The organism is Lacipirellula sp., from assembly GCF_965279485.1.
In the GTDB taxonomy this organism is placed as follows: domain Bacteria; phylum Planctomycetota; class Planctomycetia; order Pirellulales; family Lacipirellulaceae; genus Lacipirellula.
Map to the genome: position 1 here is coordinate 2,731,840 of NZ_CBDIIC010000002.1, position 18,940 is coordinate 2,750,779.

The window sequence follows — 18,940 nt, forward strand, 5'->3', positions numbered from 1 at the left end:
GCGATAGCCCCGAGAAGGCACAAACAACACAAACAAGAGGGGCTCAACCACAGGTTGAGCCCCTCTCCTATCTCTATTCTTCTTTCGCGTCGCTTGCGCCTCTTCGCGGCCAAGCAACTATGCAGCCCGCTGCACGCTGCCGCTAGCCACGCCGCAGAATTCGGCGATCGCCCCAATGACGCGATCTTGCTCCTCGCGGGTCATCTCCGGATAGATCGGTAGGCTCAGCACTTCCTCCGACGCCTGCTCGCTGTGCGGCAGCGAGCCTGGCTGGCAGCCGAGCGCCGCAAAGCACTTTTGCAGGTGCAACGGAATCGGATAGTAAATCGCCGAACCAATCTTCCGCTCGTTGAGGAACTGCTGCAGCGCGTCGCGGCGACCACCGGGGACGCGAATCGTAAATTGGTTCCAGACCATCGCACAGCCGTCGGCTACCTGCGGCAAACCAAGCTGCCGATCGACGCCGAGCCGCGCGAACTGCGCCGCGTAGCGACGAGCATTCTGCTCGCGGCCCGCCGCCCAGTCGTCAAGGTGCGCGAGTTTCACGTTCAGCACGGCCGCTTGAATCGCATCGAGCCGGCTGCAAACGCCGACGAGGCTGTGGTGGTACCGAGGATTCTGGCCATGGTCGCGCAGCACCCGCAGCTTCGCGGCAAGCGTCGCGTCGTTGGTCGTGATGAGGCCGCCGTCGCCCCAGCCGCCAAGGTTCTTCGTCGGGTAGAACGACAGGCAACCCATCGTGCCCATCGAACCCGCCTTCTTCCCTTGGTACTCGGCGCCAATCGCTTGGGCCGCATCTTCGATGACCGGAATGCCGGGAGCGGCCGCCGCCAAGCCTTCCATGTCGGCGCATTGGCCGAACAGGTGGACGGGGATGATCGCCTTCGTCCGCTTCGTCACCTTGCGAGCGACGTCGGCGGGGTCAATGTTGAACGTGCCGGGAATCAGATCAGCGAACACCGGCTTCGCGCCGAGCCGCCAGACGGCGCCCGCGGTGGCGAAAAACGTAAAACTGGGGACGATCACTTCGTCGCCGGCGCCGATGTCGAGGGCCATCAGCGACAAGAGCAACGCATCGCTGCCAGAAGCACAGCCGATCGCGTGTTCGACCTCGCAATACTTGGCGGTCGCCTCTTCAAAATTCTTGCAGGCCGGGCCGTGGACGAAGGCGCCAGTGCGGGCAATTTCGGAGATCGCGCGTTCCATCTCGGCCAACAACGGGCCGTTCTGGCGGTTGACGTCGAGCATCGGAACGGGCGGGGCGACAGTCGAATCGGCGGCGTTCATCGGCGTGCTGCTTCCTGCAGTAGGATGTCAGTGGTTTGAGCTAGCATCGGCCCGCTACTTCCTGAGCGAGCGCGGCCGAGAGAATAGAACTGCCGCGCTGGAGCGTCAATCCCGTCGATCACGCGTGCTAGCACCACGGAAGGTTGCCGCTGTCAGGTCCTTCGCGTCTTCGCGTCAAACCTGTTTTTCAGAAATCTCTCGCAAAGGCGCAGAGACGCAAAGGAAATACAAAAACAGCGAAGAACAGCCTCCCTTCCGTCGCGTTCGTCGTGCCGTCGTGGTTCAATTCTCTCCGCATTTCACTTTTGGCGTCTTCTGAGTCTTCTCGCGGTAAGAAATCCCCCCGGCATTTCTCCCGGTTTCTGCAACTCATCGCCCCGGCTAATTGCCGCCCCGCCCTCGGCGCGAGATAATCTCGCCTCGCTTGTCCCGAACAGTCCGTCACCCAGGAGAGTTTCGCCATGCGTTCGCTCACTCGTTGTCTCCTCGCCGCGCTACTGCTAGCGGCCGTCGCACCCGCCGTTCGCGCTCAAATGCCGGCCCTTCCCGAGCACAAGCACCTCGCCTCGGAAGTCGGCGTCTGGGATGCCGAAGTGAAGCTCTGGCCCACCGCCGACTCGGAGCCGATGACGAGCAAAGGCTCCGAGACGAACGAAATGTTCGGCAGCTTTTGGCTGCTCAGCAAGTTCGAAAGCGATTTTGGCGGCATGAAGTACACCGGTCGGATGCAGCTCGGCTACGACCCGCAAAAGAAAAAGTACGTCGGCACCTGGATCGACACGATGAGCCCCTTCCTGCAGACGATGGAAGGAACCTACGATGAGAAGACGAAAACCTCGACGATGCTCGCCAGCGGCGTCGACATGGGCACCGGCAAACCGTCGAGCAGCAAAATGATCACCCGCATCGAAAGCGCCGACTCAAAAGTCTTCGAAATGATGATGCCGGTCGAAGGAAAGAAAGACGAGTGGTGGAAGTCGATGGAGATCAAGTACACGCGGCGGAAGTAGGTCGGCAGCGGCAGTTAAAAACAAAAACGCCGAGGTCCCCAGCGGGGCCTCGGCGTTTTTTAATGTCTGAATGCGCTTGGGAGCTACCGCAAAGGAAATATCGGCACGTCGCCGATGTTCTCCGCGATCACCTTACGAATCGCCTCTTCCTGGTTCGCCAGCGTCGTCTCGACCGATGCCAACACCCGTCGGTCGGCGATCCCATGTGCAAACCACGGCGCGTTGGTGAGAATCTCCTGCGTCAGCGCCAGGTTGACGACGGTGTTGCCGCTCTGCGGATCGCGATTAAAGCTCGTCGTCATGTCGTACTTCTTCAGCCGCGCCGTCGGCTCCTTGAGGTGGACCTCCGACACAAGCGAGTCGGGCGTGATGACGACGTGCTGCTCGAGCGCGATCTCATGCTCGCCGATGTAGCTGTCTTTCGTGAGCACCTTCAGCGTGCCGTTGAGCTCGATCCGCCAGTTCGGATCTTCGATGAGATCCCGCAGCGTTCCGCCGGGGTCGGCCCCGCCGGCCTGCCACTTTTGGCTGATGAACTCGCTGCCGCCCCCCATCGTGACGATCTGCTTCGCCGAGTCGGTGCGGACGAGCACCTTCCGCACGCTGGTGAAGTTGTCGTTGATCGTGAACGTCCGCGCCGCTCCTTGCGTCGTGGCGTACTCGCCGCGGAACAAGAGGCCGCCAACGATGGCCAGCGCCGTCAGCGTGAGAATCGCGCCGATCGCCAGCTTCGTATTTCGATTGATCGCCATGCCCTCGCCTCGTCGTACCTGTTCGTCGTCGCTGGAAGAATCGGACCACCCGTAACTATAGGTCACGCTCGACGCTGCACTCAGATGCCAAAACGTCTCCACAGTCCCCGCATTTCCTGACCTCCGACCTCCCGCCTCCAATCTCTCGCCGCTGCTAGCACCACCGAGGTTTGTACTTCGCCGCCGAGCGACTATAACAACGTCCCGCCGCGCGCTGAGGAGGGCGCGCACGACTCCCGCCGGGAGCCGCGCCCGCACTGCCAAGGATGGCACGCCATGATTCGCATGCTTCGCATTTTTATCGTCGCTAGTCTGCTCCTAACGTTCTTGACTGGCATCGCGCTCGCTCAACCAGCCGCGCGAACTCCCGCGCCACCCACAGCGTCTCCAGCGGTCGCCGTTCCTGCCGCCGTCAAGCCCGCCCCTGTCACTAGCGCGCCAGTCGCTTCCGCTCCAGAAACCGCCGCGTCGCCTGCCGCCGCACCGGCGGCCGCAGAAACTCCGGCGCCGCCCGAAGCCGCTCTCGCCACCGCCCCGACGCCCTCCGCTTCCGCCGACGGCAACGATGAAAGCGACCGCCCCCGAGACGAACTTCTCGTCCTCGACCCCAAAACGAAGGAAGACCTTGAGCAACGCCTCAAGTCGCTCGACTCGGCTGGACTGAACGATGAAGACAAAACCAAAGCGGTCGCGTTCTACCAGCAAGCGATCGAGTCGTACGACGTCGCCGTCCAACAGATCACCGCCGCACAAGGTTTTGAAAAACAACTCAAAGAACTGCCGGCTGAGACGGCAACCTACTCGGAGCGCCTCGCCAAGCCGCTTCCGCCCGCTCAAGACGTCAGCGGCGAATCGCTCGCGGCGGTCGAAGAACGGGCCGCCAACAACGAAGTCTCGCTCGCTCATTGCCGCAAGGAACTCGCGGCGATGATCGCCGAGCCGAAACGCCGCGCGCAGCGGATTTCGGAAATGCCGAAGCAAATCGCCGACGCTCAACTCCGCCTCAAGGAACTGACCGCCGACCTCGACGCCATCGGCAGCGAAGAAGTGAGCGACGTCGTCACGATCGCTCGCCGCGCTTCGCTCCTGCAAGCCCAAACGGCGGTGCGGGCGGCGCTCCAACTGCTCGGCCGTGAACAACGCCTCTACGCCGATGGCGCGCAACTCATCAAGCTCCGCCGCGACTACTACGCCCGTTACGTTCCCAACAAGGAAAAGCGCCTCGCCCAACTGCAAAGCCAGATCAGCGAGCGCCGACAGAACGAGGCCGCCAGCCAAGTCGCCGCTGCCGCGAAAGCAGTCGAGGACGCCGCCAGCCAACCAACCGTCAGTCTCGCGCAAGAGAAGCTCGTCGCCCTCGCGCAAGACAACAAAGTGCTTGCCGAACGCCGCACGGAAGTCGTCGCCGAGCTCAACGCCATCGCCAAAGAACTCAGCGTCAGCACCGCCGCGCTGCGCGATCTCTCCGACAAGTACGCGAAGGCGGTCGAGCAAGACCAAGTCGACGAACTCGCCGCGGTCAACGGCCAGCTTCTCCGCGAGCAGCAGGCAAAGCTCCCCAACCTCCGCGCCCTACGGCGTCATCGCGTCCAGCGCGAAGCCCGCATCGCCGACATCTTGCTCGAACAATTCGAACTGATCGATCAGCAGTCGCAGCTTTCCAACCTCAACGACCTAGCCGACAAGCTCGCTGCCGAAGCCGGCGACCTGAGCGATGCCACTCGCACCTCGATCCGCCAACTCCTCGAAGCGAAACGCGAGCTGCTCGAACAGCTCGTCGACAACTTCAACGACTATTCCGGTAAGCTGGCGAAGCTGCAGACGAACGAAACGCAACTTATTGCCGAAACCGATCGCTACGCCGGCTTCATCGCCGAGCGCGTCCTTTGGATCCGTAGCTGCCAGCCGCTGTCGCGCGCCGACTGGCTTCCTGCACTCGACGCCGGTCGCTGGAGCCTCGACCCTGCCAACTGGCGCGACGCCGGCCGCACGATCGTCCAATCCGCTCAGGCCAAACCGGGCCAAGTCGCCTTGTTCATCATCGGCTTTACGCTGCTGCTCGTCGCCCAACGCCCCGCCCGCAACCGTTTGCGCGAGCTCGGCGAAGAAGCCGCCAAGCGCGGCTGCATCCGCCTCCGTCCCACCGTCGACGCGCTCTGGCTCACCATCGTGCTCGCCCTCCCCGGACCAACGCTTCTCGCTTGCCTCGGCTGGACGATGGACAGCCTCAGCTCCACCGAGTTCGTCCGCTCGCTCAGCGCGTCGCTTCGCTTCACCGCCGTGTGTTGGCTGCTCATCGAGCTGACTCGGCACCTCTGCCGACGCGGCGGACTGGCCGATGCCCATTTCGATTGGTCGGAAGCCTGCCTCCACCACCTCCGCCGCCGCATGAACTGGCTAGCCGTCTTCAGCCTGCCGCTTGTGCTGTGGCTCGTCGGGCTCGACACGCAACAACAAGACCCGACGACAATCACTTCGCACTGGAGCTCATCGCTCGGCCGGGTGTTGTTCATCACGGTGATGCTATCGCTGTCGAAGTTCCTCCACCGCATTTTGCTCGCGAAGAAGTCGCCGTTCCGCCAAGTAAATTTCATCGGCGGCGGCTGGCTGAAGCCGCTCAAAGTCGTTTGGCGTCCCGCCGTAACGTTCCTGCCGGCGACGCTCGCCGTCATGGCGGCGGTCGGTTACTACTACACCGCGATGCAGTCGGCCGTCCGCATTCTTGAAACAGTCGCGATGCTGCTCGCCGTCAGCACGCTCGGCGGCCTCACTCGCCGCTGGCTCCTCGTGAACCGCCGCCAACTCGCGCGTGAACAAGCGAAGCAACGCCGCGCTCAACTCCTCGCCGCGGTCGAAACCGACTCAGCCGATCCTCCCGCTCCGGAAGCCGCCGACGACACAGTCGACCTGGCCGCTCTCAGCGAGCAAACGCAGACGCTCGTCCGCACCTTCCTCGGCTTCACCACTGCCGTCGGCCTCTTCTTTATTTGGGCCGCGGTCCTCCCCGCCCTCGCTTACCCCGCGGGCCACAAGCTCCCCGGCGCCGAGATGCTCACCTGGGGCCACCTCGCGTCGTTCCTCATTGTGCTCGCCGTCACGTTCGTCTCGGTGCGCGACATTCCCGCATTACTCGAACTCGCGATCTTGCAGCATCTGCCGCTCGATGGCGGCACCCGCTACGCCTTCACCAGCATCTCGCGATACGTCCTCGCCGCCCTCGGCCTGATCGTCGCGTTCAACTGCCTCGACGGCGACTGGGGTAAAATCCAGTGGCTCGTCGCCGCGATGAGCGTCGGGCTCGGCTTCGGGCTGCAAGAAATCTTCGCCAACTTCGTCTCCGGCATCATCCTGCTATTCGAACGCCCGATTCGCGTCGGCGACATCGTCACCCTCGGCGACAAAACGGGCGTCGTGAACCGCATTCGCATGCGGGCGACCACGATCATTGACTGGGACCGGAAAGAGTACATTGTCCCGAACAAGGATCTCGTCACCGAGCGACTCCTCAACTGGACCCTCAGCGACCAGATGAACCGCATCGAAGTGGTGCTCTTCCTCTCGCACGGCGCCGACACCGACCGCGCGTGCGAGTTGCTGCTCGAATCGGCCCGCGAACAGACGCACCTCCTCACGGAACCATCGCCCAGCGCCGTCTTCGAAGGAATCACGGAAGCCGGCCTCAAGGTCGCGCTTCGTTGCTTCCTGCCGACGCTCGAACACCGCGGAGCGACGATCCACCAGCTCTACTCAACGATCGACCGCAAGCTCCGCAACGGCGGCATCGAGGTCGCCTCTCCGCCGCGCGAAATGAAAGTCCGCTTCCTCCGCGACCAGCATGGACACCCGATCCCGGCGCCGCATGCACAGTTCAGCGGCAAGAGCGACGCTGCGAGTTCCACCAAGAACGGCAAACACAGCGCCGCGTAATAGCGTGCACTAGTAGCCCGCGTCCGAATAGCCACAACGCGTCAACTAGCCCCGACCTAGCTAGGTTGGGGCTTTTTTCATGCGCCGCGCTCGCCTGCAGACGGCCGCCAATTCCACTACAATGTGCCGACGGTCGAAGCCTCGCCTCTCGACCCGCCGCCGCTTCTCCGCCCACGCATCCGCCGAGGTCCAGCGATCATGCAACGCCGTAACTTCCTCAAAGCCTCCCTCACCGCCTCCTCCGTCGCCGCGTGCGGCTTAGCGGCGACTTCCCAATTGCTCGCCGCCGCTCCCGCCCCAGGCGAACGCGAACTCTACGAATGGCGCACCTACCGACTCAAAGACAAAGCCCAGCAACCCGCGCTGCACGACTACCTGAAGTCGGCTGCCCTCCCCGCTTGGAAGAAACTCGGCCTCGGCCCCGTCGGCGCCTTCACTGAAATCGGTCCCGACGCCGGCCCGTCGGTTCACGTGCTGCTCGTTTACCCGAACCCCGCTGCATTCGCCGCCGCTCGCGATGCACTCGAAGCCGACGAAGCGTTCACCGCAGCGACCAACGCTTACCGCACCGCGAAGCGCGAGTCGCCCGCCTACGACGGCATCGATAGCTCGCTGATGCTCGCGTTCACCGCCGCACCCAAGATCACGCCGCCGGCCCAGAAGCCGCGCGTCCTCGAACTCCGCACCTACAAGAACCACAACGACGACCGCGCCCGCGCGAAGGTCGCGATGTTCAACGACGGCGAGTGCGACATCTTCCCGAAGTGCGGTTTTGAAAACGTCTTCTTCGGCGAAACGCTTGTCGGCGACGACCAGCCGAACCTGAAGTACATGCTCGCCGCCCCCGACATGGCGGCGAACGAAAAAGGTTGGAAGGCGTTTCTCGAATCCCCCGACTTCATCCGCATGCGCGACGACGCGAAGTACGCCGACACGCAACCCGCGATCACGAAGCTGTTCCTAGAACCGACTGACTACTCGCAAATCTAGCCCCGGGCTCCGCCCGGGGGCGGCGTCCATCGCAAGAGACGCCGCCGAGCCAATCAGTCGAACAGCCGACATACGAATAGCCCCGACCTAGCTAGGTCGGGGCTATTTTTGTTCTGCTGCGTGCTTTACACCTTGCGCGCCACAAACAGCGCCCACAGCTCGCGTTGCCAAGGAACCTCGACGGGGTCAAACCCCGCCGCTCGCAGATACCCAACCTGCGTCTCAATCGTTTCATGACAATCGTCGCCGCTCTTCGCCGGCGCGCCAAACTCGTCAAGATTCCGCCGCCGCCACTTCGCGATCACTTGATCGAACGACGCCGGAATCGTCCCCGCGACGAGCGACGACTCCATGTGCCGCCCCCACGCTTCGAGCAGCGTACGAAACTCCGCATCGCTCGCCGGCCGATGTTCGTCGCCGTTGAGAAAGACGCCGCCGCTCGGCAGCGCTGCGAAAATCTTCGCAAACAGCGTCTGCTTCTCCGCCGGTTCGAGATGGTGAATCGCCGAGGTGCTTACCACCGCGTCGACCGGCCCGATCGCCGTCGGCCAGTCATCTTGCAGCCGCTGCAGCGCGAATGACGCCCGGGCGCCAAACCGTTCGAGCCGCTGCTGCGCGACGCCCAAAAACGGCTCCGACTGATCCATCACGATCGCCGTCGCATTGGGGAACTGCTCAAGCACCCGCTCGACCAACCGCCCCGAACCGCCGCCGACGTCGACGAGCCGAAACGCAACGTTCGCCGCATAAGGCAACGCCGCCAGCAGTTGGTCCTGCACTGTCACATACTGCGGATGAATGACCGGAGCCGCCGCATCGTAATCGACGACGGCCTGCGTTTGATTCCAGCGATAGTCGGCGTTGCTCATGCGGGGAAGGAAGCTCGATCGCGACGCCAGGTTCGCAGCGGTTAGCCGCAACGCTTCGGCCTAGTGAACTTCCATCCACACGATCTCCACCTTTGGCAACGCTTTCGCTAGCATTGCCCGATCTTCTTGATCGTACAGTTCGACGGCGCCGCCCATCGGGGCCCCGCGAACCGAAGCGTCGATCTCCACCATCCGCAACGCTGGATGACGCCGCCACGCTTCGATGACCTCGTCACGCTCTCCGCGCGCCGCCGCGGCGGCATGCGGCATGATCTGCCGCGCCAACACGAACGTTGACTCTACGGCCGTCAGGTCGCCCAGATGCGCCGCGGCCGCATCAAACGTCTCGGCCTCGTCGAACCACAGGTGTTGAACGCGTCTCCCGCCGCCGCGCCACGTCGCCACAGGACCAGACCACCGATCGACCACGCCGCGCATCTCAGGAGCTGCGAGCGCCGCCTCATCGGCCCGCTGCGGGGCCACTTGCACGTCGTACCACATGCGCGCGCCGCCCGCCGCCAAGGCGATCATCGCCGAAGCAATCAGCAACGTGGTGATTCGAAACCGACGTGGAAAGTGCATCGCACTATCGTACCACGCGACGCCGACGGAGGGCATCTTTGGCGCCCATGAAGGCTCGTCAACCGGCAACGCCCATCGAGCCCTCACGCTCCCTCGCCGCCCGCAAACTACGGTTCCAGCGTTGCCGGAATCTCCGCCTGAATCGCATCGAACTCCGCCGCATTCGCCCCGTCCCCCGGCTCCCAACCTCCCTCGCGCGCGGCCGTTGCCATTCCCAACTGGCTCGTCGCGGCGCCAGGATGCGTAATTCGAGCCAACGAGATGTTCCACATCCAAAAACCGTCCGCCTTCTCAGTCACCGCCGTCCAATAGCTCGCCGATCCGGTGAGCCGCCATTCCGGCGTCAGCCAGAAATGAACGCCCGCCTCCGGGTAGATGGCCAAAACGCCGTCCTTGCCGAGTTCGTCGGCCTCGTCAATCTGCCCATCTGCGTCGTCATCGATGAAATTCGGACTATCTTGAAACATTTTGGGCGTGTACCCGCCGTACGTTCCGACGCCGACAAAGGGAGCCAAACGCGACGGCGATTGCAAACGCGCCCCGATCGTCGCGCCGCCGGTGGCCGAAGCTTCGCCCTCGTACAGCAGGCCTGCGAGCCCGCCGTGCCACTCCAAATACGATGTCGGATATTGAAACCAACCCGCTTCGCCACCCATTGCAAACGGATCGCCCGCCCCCGATAGCCCGGCATAAGGGCCGCCCTTCCCCTTTACATGCCGCGCATCGACGGCCTGCTTCGTCATCTTCGCCACGTTGTCGGTGTGCTGCGGGTACTTCGCGGCATAGTCGGGATCGTCGCGAGCCCAGCGCGAACCGCTGCAACCGGCGCCGAGCGCTACCCCCAGCAACACGATGCCCCAGCGTGGCAACATGGAATGAAGAGACGCGTCGCAGGGGTTGGGGGAGACCGGAAAGAAAAGGGGCGGCGTAGCGTATCGTGTCGCTTCCCGCGACGCGATAGGGACTCTCCCCCAGATGGGTTGGCAGACTTGGCGGTTTGCGCATCCCAGGTAAGGCGCCCTCGGTTTCGCTCCTAAGAATTGCGCATCCCCGCCCTGAAATCAGCCGGCCTTCTCCGCTTTGCTCCAGGTTTTCCGCAACCCTCAAGCGTATAATGGTTTAGGCATCTTCACATTCCCTTCATCCAGCTGACGCCACCGCTTCACACAAGCCACAACCCATTGTGTGATAGCACCTTAGAGAAACCACAAACTCTTGTTTGACGCCTCCTGGCGAAGGTGTAAGATCGTCCCCTCACCTCCGCTGGATATGGTGTCCAACAGGGCATCCACCACCATATATAGTGGAATTTATTGATTCCCCTCGGCCTTTCCCGAGGGTTTTCATAGCGACTCCCCAAAATGTAGTACGAGAGTACTACGATCGACCGGCGACGATGCCGATTGATTGCTGGGGTGTGTACTTTTGTACACAATGGTAGGATGCCCTTCTGACTGACTCGAAACAGGAGGTTTGATTATGGCGATGGCCGACGCTTCGCTCGCTGCACGCACCCAATCCCGTCCCGCTGGCTCCACGCGCAGTGCCGCCAAGCGCTTCCACGGACGGCTCAAGATCGACGCCCAGTTCTGCCCCGTCGAGGTGGCTGACGTCTACGACACCGTTCAATGGGACGTTCGCAGCGCCGCCATCAAGGGCGAGAACGGCGAAGTGTTGTTCGAGCAAACCAACTGCGAAGTGCCGCAGTTCTGGTCGCAGCTCGCTACCAACGTCATCTGCAGCAAATATTTCTACGGCGAAGTCGGCACCGACCAACGCGAATACAGCGTCCGCCAGCTGATCCATCGCGTCGTCCGCACGATCACCGATTGGGGGCTCGAAGACGGCTACTTCGCCACCGCCGAAGACGGCGAGCGCTTCTGCCGCGACCTGTCGTGGCTCTGCCTCCACCAGCATGGCGCCTTCAACTCGCCCGTGTGGTTCAACGTCGGCCTCTACCACCAGTACGGCGTCACCGGCGCCAAGTGCAACTGGCGCTGGGATCCGCAAACCCGCGAAGTCGTTCAGCCGGAGAACCCCTACGAGTTCCCCCAAGGCTCGGCCTGCTTCATCCAGCACGTCGACGACAACATGGAAGACATCATGGAGCTCGCTCGCAGCGAGGCCATGTTGTTCAAGTTCGGCAGCGGCACCGGCACCGACCTCTCGACGCTCCGCTCGCACCGCGAAAAGCTCGCCGGCGGCGGCAAGCCCTCGGGCCCCCTCTCCTTCATGCGAGTCTACGACCAGGTCGCCGCTGTGGTGAAGTCGGGCGGCAAGACCCGTCGCGCCGCCAAGATGCAGTCGATCAAGGTCTGGCATCCAGACGTGATGGAATTCATCGAATGCAAGTGGAAGGAAGAGCAAAAGGCTCGCGTCCTGATTGAAAAGGGCGGCTACGAGTCGAACTTCAATGGCGAAGCCTACAGCTCGATCATGTTCCAGAACGCGAACCTCTCGGTTCGCCTGACGGACGACTTCATGCACGCCGTCGAGAAGAACGCCGAGTGGACCACCCGTTGGGTTACCGACCCGAAGAAGGCCGGCCCCTCCTACCAAGCTCGCGACGTCCTCAACCGCATGGCCGATTGTGCGTGGCACTGCGGCGATCCCGGCGTCCAGTACGATACGACGATCAACAACTGGCACACCTGCCCGAACAGCGGCCGCATCAACGCCAGCAATCCGTGCAGCGAGTACATGTTCCTCGACGACACGGCCTGCAACCTGGCGAGCATCAACCTGATGAAGTTCCGTCAGGAAGACGGCACGTTCGACGCCGATCGCTTCCGCGCGGCTTGCCGGCTCTACTTCATCGCCCAGGAAATTTTGGTCGATCACGCCAGCTACCCGACGCAAGACATCGCTCGCAACAGCCATGCCTTCCGTCCGCTCGGCCTCGGCTACGCGAACCTCGGCAGCCTGCTGATGGCGGGCGGCATGGCCTACGATAGCGAAGCTGGTCGCGGCGTTTGCGGCGCTATGACGGCCCTGCTCCACGGCGCCGCCAATCTGACGAGCGCCGAACTTGCCGAAGCCGTCGGCACGTTCGAAGGCTTTGAGCTGAATCGCGAACCGATGCTCCGCGTCATGGAAATGCACCGCGCCGCGACCGAGCACATCAAGCCCGAGTGCCCCGAGTACCTCCGCGATGCGTCGCGGCAGGTGTGGGACGAGGTCGTCGCCGCTGGCGCCGCCCACGGTTTCCGCAACGCTCAGGCTACCGTGCTCGCCCCCACCGGCACCATCAGCTTCATGATGGACTGCGACACCACCGGCATCGAACCTGATATCGCCCTGGTGAAGTACAAGCAGCTCGCTGGCGGCGGCATGCTGAAGATCGTCAACCAAACCGTCCCGGCCACTCTCGCCAGCCTCGGCTACGAGCAACCTGAGATCGAGTCGATCATCGACTTCATCAACAAGGAAGACACGATCGAAGGCGCCGCCGACTTGAAGCCCGAGCATCTCTCGATCTTCGATTGTGCGTTCACGCCGCGCAACGGCACCCGCAGCATCGCCTGGCAAGCTCACGTCACGATGATGGCCGCCGCCCAGCCCTTCCTGTCGGGCGCCATCAGCAAGACGGTCAACATGCCGCGCGACACGACGACCGAGGACATCGCCCAGGCCTACTTCGACGGCTGGCGTCTCGGCCTGAAGGCCCTCGCGATCTACCGCGACGGCTCGAAGGAAAGCCAACCGCTGAACACCGGCACCGAAGCCGATAAGGCGAAGGCCAAGGAAGCCGCCGTCATCGCCAAGCCTCGCCGCGAACGGTTGCCCGACACCCGTCAGTCGGTCACCCACAAGTTCAACGTGGCCGGTCACGAAGGCTACATCACCGTCGGCCTCTACCCAGACGGCCGCCCGGGCGAGCTCTTCATCACGATGGCCAAGGAAGGTTCGACCATCGGCGGTTTGATGGACGCCTTCGGCACGGCCGTCTCGATGAGCCTGCAGTACGGCGTGCCGATGGAAGATTATGTGCGCAAGTTCAGCCATATGCGGTTTGAACCTCAAGGACATACGAAGAACCCCGACATCCGCATCGCGAAGAGCCTGATCGACTACATCTTCCGCTGGATGGGAATCACGTTCCTCCCCGGCTACAAGGAAGCGAGCTTGGGCCTGCCGCTCGAAGGCGTCAGCCCGTCGATGAACCCCGCCGGCGACGACGAGGTTTCGGACACACAGCACAAGCCCGCCGCCAAGAAGGCCGGCGGGCTGACCAGCAGCTCGGAAGCATCGGCCGGCAGCCAAAAGCTCCCGACCCAAACTCCGTCGAAGCCTGAATCGTCCGAGCGAGCCGGGTCGTCCCCGACCCCGGCTCCGGCCGCCAAGACCAACGGTCACACGAACGGTCACGGCAAGAACGGTAATGGCTCGAACCCGAAAGCCGCCGGTAACGGCAACTCCTTCTACAGCGCCAAGCTGCTCGAACGAGCCGGCGTCCTGACGAAGAGCGACGCCGCCAGCCCCAACATCCGCAGCGAACAGTTCGCGCAGTTCCAAATCGACGCCCCGGCGTGCGACGGCTGCGGCGCGATCACCGTCCGCAACGGCAACTGCTACCTCTGCCACAACTGCGGCAACAGCATGGGCTGCAGCTAAGCGAGAAGAAAAAGGCGAGCCGCGGGGTTCACCCCCGCGGCCTTGTCTTCCCCTGCAACAAGAACCCTGTCACCCCGAGGTACTCCGAGGGGTCCGGCCAGAGTTCCGCTGCGAGTAAAAACCGGGTGACACCGCAACGGGCGTCGAACGAGCCGCGAGCTTGTTCGACGCCCGTTTTGCTGCTTTCAAGCAGTCTTCGAACTCAAGGTAGATCAGCCAACTCCCCCATTTAAAGAAACTTCAGGACCATGGTTACTCCGATTGGCCGAGTATGTGTGCTCGCAAAACCAACGCGTAACAACCGCAACTATCGCGAGTGGCAACCTGCAAAAATAGTCCTATTTGTCCAAGCAGACTCCTATGACGAAGCCATAGAAATGGCTCGGTTAGCTCTTAAGAAGACGCATTGGGAAATCGCCAAAGTCGAAGGATGCGATCGAATCATTGAGGAACGCATTCGCCAACAAGGCGGAGAGCCTTGGAAGCATTTCCTGGAAGCTCGCCGCAACGGCGTCTCCATGAAGGTATTTCCGAGGCACTTTGGATCAGGCCCAGATGCATTACCTCTTTTACTGCCGCCTCGCGTGACCGAGCAGTTCATCGACAGAGTCGTGGAAGACGTAGGGGGAACCCGGCTCGACACAGACAATCTCAATCGAATTGCCGACTATCAAATTGGCGAATGGATTTTCGAGCTGAAAGACCTGCAAGAAGAAGGCCTCGAGAAGCCCGAAAGGCAGGCGAAGTTAGCTAAACTATTCACCCCATACCGAACAGCTGATAGCGGCATCGCTATCGACCCTTCGATACTGTCGGACATCGACCGCCAGCAATTTTTCGACATTATCAGCGGCCCTATCCAAGGACAGGTGAAGTCTGCCTCCAAACAGATTCGCTCTACCAAGAGCTTAATTAACAATGATAGCGCACGCGGTGGCCTCATATTTCTCAACACAGGATATGAAAGCTTTCCGGAAGAAGAATTTGGCCCTCTAGTTGAACGATTCGTCCGCAAAGACACGACGCAGATTGAGGCTATTTTCTGCGTATCAACGTGGAACGTAACTAATGGGTTTGACTCTCACGTCTTCGCCCACATGCATCCCGAAACATCTGAACACAAGGTTGTTAACGATCTAGCAGATGCGTTTCGTGCTCGATTTGAAGAAGCGATGACGCAACTCATTAGACAGGAATTGCCACCGAAAACTGAATATGCCAATCCTCAAAAGCCCGTCGTGTTCAACCTAGAGGGAATTGACTTCTCCTGGATGCCTCCCCAAGTTCCGGACAACCACAGCAGGTAGCACCGACACTCTGGCGAATCTACTCTCCACTCCGAACCGCTCTAGCCGCCAGCGTGTCATGTTGCATCAGCAACAAGAGGCTATCCAGGGATAAGCTCCATCAACTCCTGTCGCTAGCGCGACCCCGACACGCGGCCGGCATCGTCACAGTGAATTGACCATACCTCGCGGCCGAGTGTCGCGGCCACCCTTTCAAACATCCCTGCGCACGGCCCATCCCTCTTCAACAAACGCACATGCCCGCGACGACCTGGGTGCTCGAGCCCGACGTGTTTCCGGAAACTCACGCACCCTTGCGGGCGGCGATCCGGCGGCTCGGGCTGCCGCTCTACGACTGGTCTGACTCCTGGTGGTCAAACGGCGTCCCGGCGGCGATTCGCTCCGCGCCCGTCGTCTTCCATGGCTCGCTCGGCAACGCCGCTCGCATCGCCGAGGAACTCGCTTGGTCGCCGGGGTCGCTTTGCCCCGTCGAGCGGTTCCGCTGCTCGGCCTGGTACGAATCCGCGCGGCCGTGGCTCGTCCATGAACGATGGCGATTCACCACCGCGCTAGAACTCGCCGCCCACGCCAGCTCCATCTCGCAAGATCTCCATTCGACAGAGCGCCTCTTCATCCGCCCCGATAGCCCGCTCAAACCATTTAGCGGCCGGGTGCTGAACGTCGACCAAATCTCGCTCGCCAAGCTCGATCACGGCTTCTACTACGACGACGAATCGCTCCCCGTCGTCGCGGCGCCGGTGCGCACCATCGGCAGCGAGTGGCGGTTCGTCGTCGTCGATCGCAAGGTCGTCGCAGGTTCGGCGTACGACGCCGCCACCCGCAAACCGATCGAAGCCTCGCTAAGCTCCGCCGCCGGCGAGTTGGCAGCAGAAATCGCGCAAACCCTTCCTCCTCCCGCAACCGCCTACATCATCGACGTCTGCGAATGCGACGGCGCCTTCCGCCTCCTCGAATTAAACCCCTTCGGCGGAGCAGACTTGTACGCCTGCAACGCTGAAGCCATCGTTCGCGCGGTCTCTGAAATCGCCGGCTAGTGGGCGGCATTCGCGCTGAGACCAGGCCCCCCTCTACTCACTGCTGCCCGCCATCAAGCCGGTTCGCTGTTTGGCGGTGGACTTCTTGATCAACGTCGTACGCCAGGCTGCGCACCGAGCCGTCGCACATTGCCATATTGAGCGAGCCAGGGTGGGCGCTGCCGAACGCGAAGAGGTTTGCGGTCCAATTGGGGCCCTGCGCGTCTGTATCTTGCTGCGGCAGGTAGCCTTCCGCTGGCCAATCCGCATTTGGGTTCCAGGCAACGCGATGGTTATCCCATTCGTAGCCGGCCCACGCCGATTGGTTGTCGCCCATCGATCCGATCGCGTCGGTGCCGTTGACGTCTTCGTAGTACATTGGCGACATGAACTTCTCGCCGCAGAGGTAGGTGTTGCTCAGGCCATCCTCAATCTGCCCCGCTCGCACTTCGCTGCGGTAGAAGCTGACTCCCGTCTGGTAGAACGGCGTCGTCGCGTCGTTCGTCTCGGTCCACGGAGTCGGTCCCGACGCTAACGATGCGTAGTCCTTGGGGAACCACATCGACGGGAGGTGCGAAAACGCATCCGCCGCGCTGTATTCTGTGTCGCCGCTGTTGGCCGCGTAGTCGCTCTTCGTGACCCCCTCAAGTTCCAGTACGCCGGGCGCCACGTTCACTGCCCACGAACCGTTGCCGCCCCGCTTGAAGGGATACGCCTTCGCCTCGCGTCGACTCGGACAGTAGAACATCGACGGCGCGCTCTCGAACAGCGTCTTGAGCGCGACGCTCAACTCGGGCTGATCGAGTCGCTCGCCGCGGGCGACGTACAGCGATTGCTGCTCGATGTACGGCAGCGTGCTGAACAGCCAACCGCCCGGCTGCGTGCGGCCGACGCCGCGATTCGGATCGGCGAGGAAGTTGCCAGCCCAGCCTCCCGAAGGAAAGAAGCCGTGGACGCTTTCGTGCATTTGGGCGGCGAGCGCAATTTGCCGCAAGTTGTTTTGGCACGTCGACCGTCGGGCCGACTCGCGCGCCGCTTGGACCGCAGGCAGGAGCAGTGCGATCAGGACGCCGATAATTGCGACGACGACCAGCAGTTCAACGAGCGTGAATCCCGTTAGATGCCGGGAAGAACATTGTGACCTCATCCGCAATCTCCCTGCGAACTTAATGCAAGCGATGGACTGGCCTACAGGTCGAATACTAAGTATTTCGATCGTCAATGACAACAACATTCCGCGACCACAGAGTTGACGCCAGCTGCATGCGTCGACATTTCCGACACGTCGCGGAAATGCATCGCCATTACTCACTAGCGGGTCTCGAATTTCTCCCGCTGCAAGTCGGATCGATTCTATCCGCGATCATTTGGTCGCGTTCTCAAGGATTTTCCCCTGCAAAAACTCCCACACGCGTTCATTCTCCCGTCGCGGCCAACCGTGGCCGAAACCCTCAACCATCCGGAACTCCACCGGATGCCCTGCCCGTTCGAACGCGTCGTAGCCTTTGCGGACGTACTCTGGCGGCACTTGCCGATCGCGGTCGCCGACGAGGAACAGGACGGGGCACTTGTGCACAGTCTGGAGCGGAGTTTCACCGAGCGGTTCTGGCAGCCAGCCGCAGCCGACGACGGTGGCGGCGATGCGCTCGCTACACATGGCCGTGAGCGCGTTGGCCGCCGCGCCTCCTTGCGAGACGCCGAGTAGGTAGATCCGCTGCGGATCGACGCCGTGCTCACGGACGACGAAGTCGCACATCTCGTTGAAGAACTTCACGTCGGGTTCGTAGATGCCGGGATTCTCCGGCGGGATGAACGGCGGCCAGTTGAGCATCCGTCCTTGTAAGTAGACGAGCAGGAAGCCTTTTTCGATCGCTAGGCGGTCGAGTTCGGTGTATCCGGCCATTTCGTCGACTGTGTCGATGGCGCCGTGGAGGGCGAAGATGACTGGGACGTCGTGCTCGGGGAGGACCGAGGGGATAAACCCCTCGGCTCGCTTATCAACGTGCTCGGTTCGCTTTGGATGGGCGCGGCGATCTTGGATTTGGCGGGGTAGTACGAGTCGGTAGTCGCGTTGTTCGCCGTCGACGATCATCGAGCCGTGCACGACCGTCGCTTGCGGCCGCCAGGACCATGCGGCGAAGGCTCCCACGAGTATGGAGACAACCCCCACGCCGACGGCCCTCTTCCAGCGCCTCTGCCCCGTCGGTAATGCACTCTCAGCTTCCATCGGCGTCGAACTCACCACGATTAGGAAAGCCTGAAAACCGCCCCGCCGAGCGATCAGGGACCGATGGACGGCGGTCGCCAGCCGATCGGCTCTAAAATTGCGGCCTTCACCCAGAAAACCCTACAAAAACAGGCCTCCGATGCCCCCGAAAAATATGACAAATAGTTCGCTCCAAGTGATTGCCGCCCCTGCACCGGCCAGTTAATCTACATCCTGGCAATTGTATTACCATTCAATCGCCTCCCTTTTCTCGACGATCTATTCTTGCCACGCCTCCGCCGCCCGCATGCTTAGCGGAGAGCACGAACTGACTCGAAGCGATCAAGCAAAACAGCGGAACAGGCTGAGAGCGAGAGCAGTCT

Annotated in this window: 13 protein-coding genes; 6 read left to right on the forward strand and 7 right to left on the reverse strand. The window is 62.1% G+C overall.

Annotated elements, in window-relative coordinates:
* Positions 1-117 precede the first annotated feature (117 nt).
* The gene (locus ACQY7R_RS18545; RefSeq protein WP_428307056.1) at positions 118-1,287 is read right to left on the reverse strand and encodes a DegT/DnrJ/EryC1/StrS family aminotransferase; all 1,170 of its coding nucleotides are present in this window, start codon (positions 1,285-1,287) and stop codon (positions 118-120) included.
* Positions 1,288-1,748: 461 nt separating this feature from the next.
* On the opposite strand from ACQY7R_RS18545, the gene ACQY7R_RS18550 reads away from it, so the two are divergent.
* Positions 1,749-2,297, forward strand: coding sequence for a DUF1579 domain-containing protein (locus ACQY7R_RS18550; protein ID WP_428307057.1), 549 nt, complete (start codon positions 1,749-1,751; stop codon positions 2,295-2,297).
* 83 nt (positions 2,298-2,380) lie between these two features.
* Here the strand turns inward: ACQY7R_RS18550 and ACQY7R_RS18555 are convergent, their stop codons facing one another.
* The gene (locus ACQY7R_RS18555) at positions 2,381-3,049 is read right to left on the reverse strand and encodes a hypothetical protein (protein WP_428307058.1); all 669 of its coding nucleotides are present in this window, start codon (positions 3,047-3,049) and stop codon (positions 2,381-2,383) included.
* A 276-nt stretch (positions 3,050-3,325) separates the two neighbouring features.
* Here ACQY7R_RS18555 and ACQY7R_RS18560 point away from each other — a divergent pair, with 276 nt between their 5' ends.
* The gene (locus ACQY7R_RS18560) at positions 3,326-6,976 is read left to right on the forward strand and encodes a mechanosensitive ion channel domain-containing protein (protein WP_428307059.1); all 3,651 of its coding nucleotides are present in this window, start codon (positions 3,326-3,328) and stop codon (positions 6,974-6,976) included.
* Positions 6,977-7,174: 198 nt separating this feature from the next.
* Complete coding sequence (locus tag ACQY7R_RS18565; RefSeq protein WP_428307060.1) at positions 7,175-7,966, forward strand: NIPSNAP family protein; 792 nt, start codon at positions 7,175-7,177, stop codon at positions 7,964-7,966.
* Positions 7,967-8,091: 125 nt separating this feature from the next.
* On the opposite strand, the gene ACQY7R_RS18570 is transcribed toward ACQY7R_RS18565, so the two are convergent.
* The 3 genes from ACQY7R_RS18570 to ACQY7R_RS18580 all read right to left on the reverse strand — a co-directional run bounded on the left by ACQY7R_RS18570 (position 8,092) and on the right by ACQY7R_RS18580 (position 10,289).
* Complete coding sequence (locus ACQY7R_RS18570) at positions 8,092-8,835, reverse strand: class I SAM-dependent methyltransferase (RefSeq protein ID WP_428307061.1); 744 nt, start codon at positions 8,833-8,835, stop codon at positions 8,092-8,094.
* Between the two features lie 60 nt (positions 8,836-8,895).
* The gene (locus ACQY7R_RS18575) at positions 8,896-9,453 is read right to left on the reverse strand and encodes a hypothetical protein (protein WP_428307062.1); all 558 of its coding nucleotides are present in this window, start codon (positions 9,451-9,453) and stop codon (positions 8,896-8,898) included.
* 71 nt (positions 9,454-9,524) lie between these two features.
* Complete coding sequence (locus tag ACQY7R_RS18580; RefSeq protein WP_428307063.1) at positions 9,525-10,289, reverse strand: hypothetical protein; 765 nt, start codon at positions 10,287-10,289, stop codon at positions 9,525-9,527.
* A 607-nt stretch (positions 10,290-10,896) separates the two neighbouring features.
* Between ACQY7R_RS18580 and ACQY7R_RS18585 the strand changes: the two genes are divergently transcribed.
* From ACQY7R_RS18585 to ACQY7R_RS18595, 3 genes are all read left to right on the forward strand, one after another.
* A complete protein-coding gene (locus tag ACQY7R_RS18585; protein WP_428307064.1) occupies positions 10,897-14,031 on the forward strand; it encodes a vitamin B12-dependent ribonucleotide reductase in 3,135 nt (1,044 codons plus the stop codon).
* 248 nt (positions 14,032-14,279) lie between these two features.
* Positions 14,280-15,338, forward strand: a complete 1,059-nt coding sequence (locus ACQY7R_RS18590; protein ID WP_428307065.1) for a hypothetical protein — start codon at positions 14,280-14,282, stop codon at positions 15,336-15,338.
* A 236-nt stretch (positions 15,339-15,574) separates the two neighbouring features.
* Positions 15,575-16,372, forward strand: a complete 798-nt coding sequence (locus tag ACQY7R_RS18595; RefSeq protein WP_428307066.1) for an ATP-grasp domain-containing protein — start codon at positions 15,575-15,577, stop codon at positions 16,370-16,372.
* Positions 16,373-16,409: 37 nt separating this feature from the next.
* Here ACQY7R_RS18595 and ACQY7R_RS18600 read toward each other — a convergent pair whose 3' ends face one another.
* Together ACQY7R_RS18600 and ACQY7R_RS18605 are read right to left on the reverse strand one after the other, a co-directional pair.
* Positions 16,410-17,498, reverse strand: coding sequence for a DUF1559 domain-containing protein (locus tag ACQY7R_RS18600; RefSeq protein WP_428307067.1), 1,089 nt, complete (start codon positions 17,496-17,498; stop codon positions 16,410-16,412).
* Between the two features lie 216 nt (positions 17,499-17,714).
* Positions 17,715-18,500, reverse strand: a complete 786-nt coding sequence (locus ACQY7R_RS18605; protein ID WP_428307068.1) for an alpha/beta hydrolase family esterase — start codon at positions 18,498-18,500, stop codon at positions 17,715-17,717.
* Positions 18,501-18,940 lie beyond the last annotated feature (440 nt).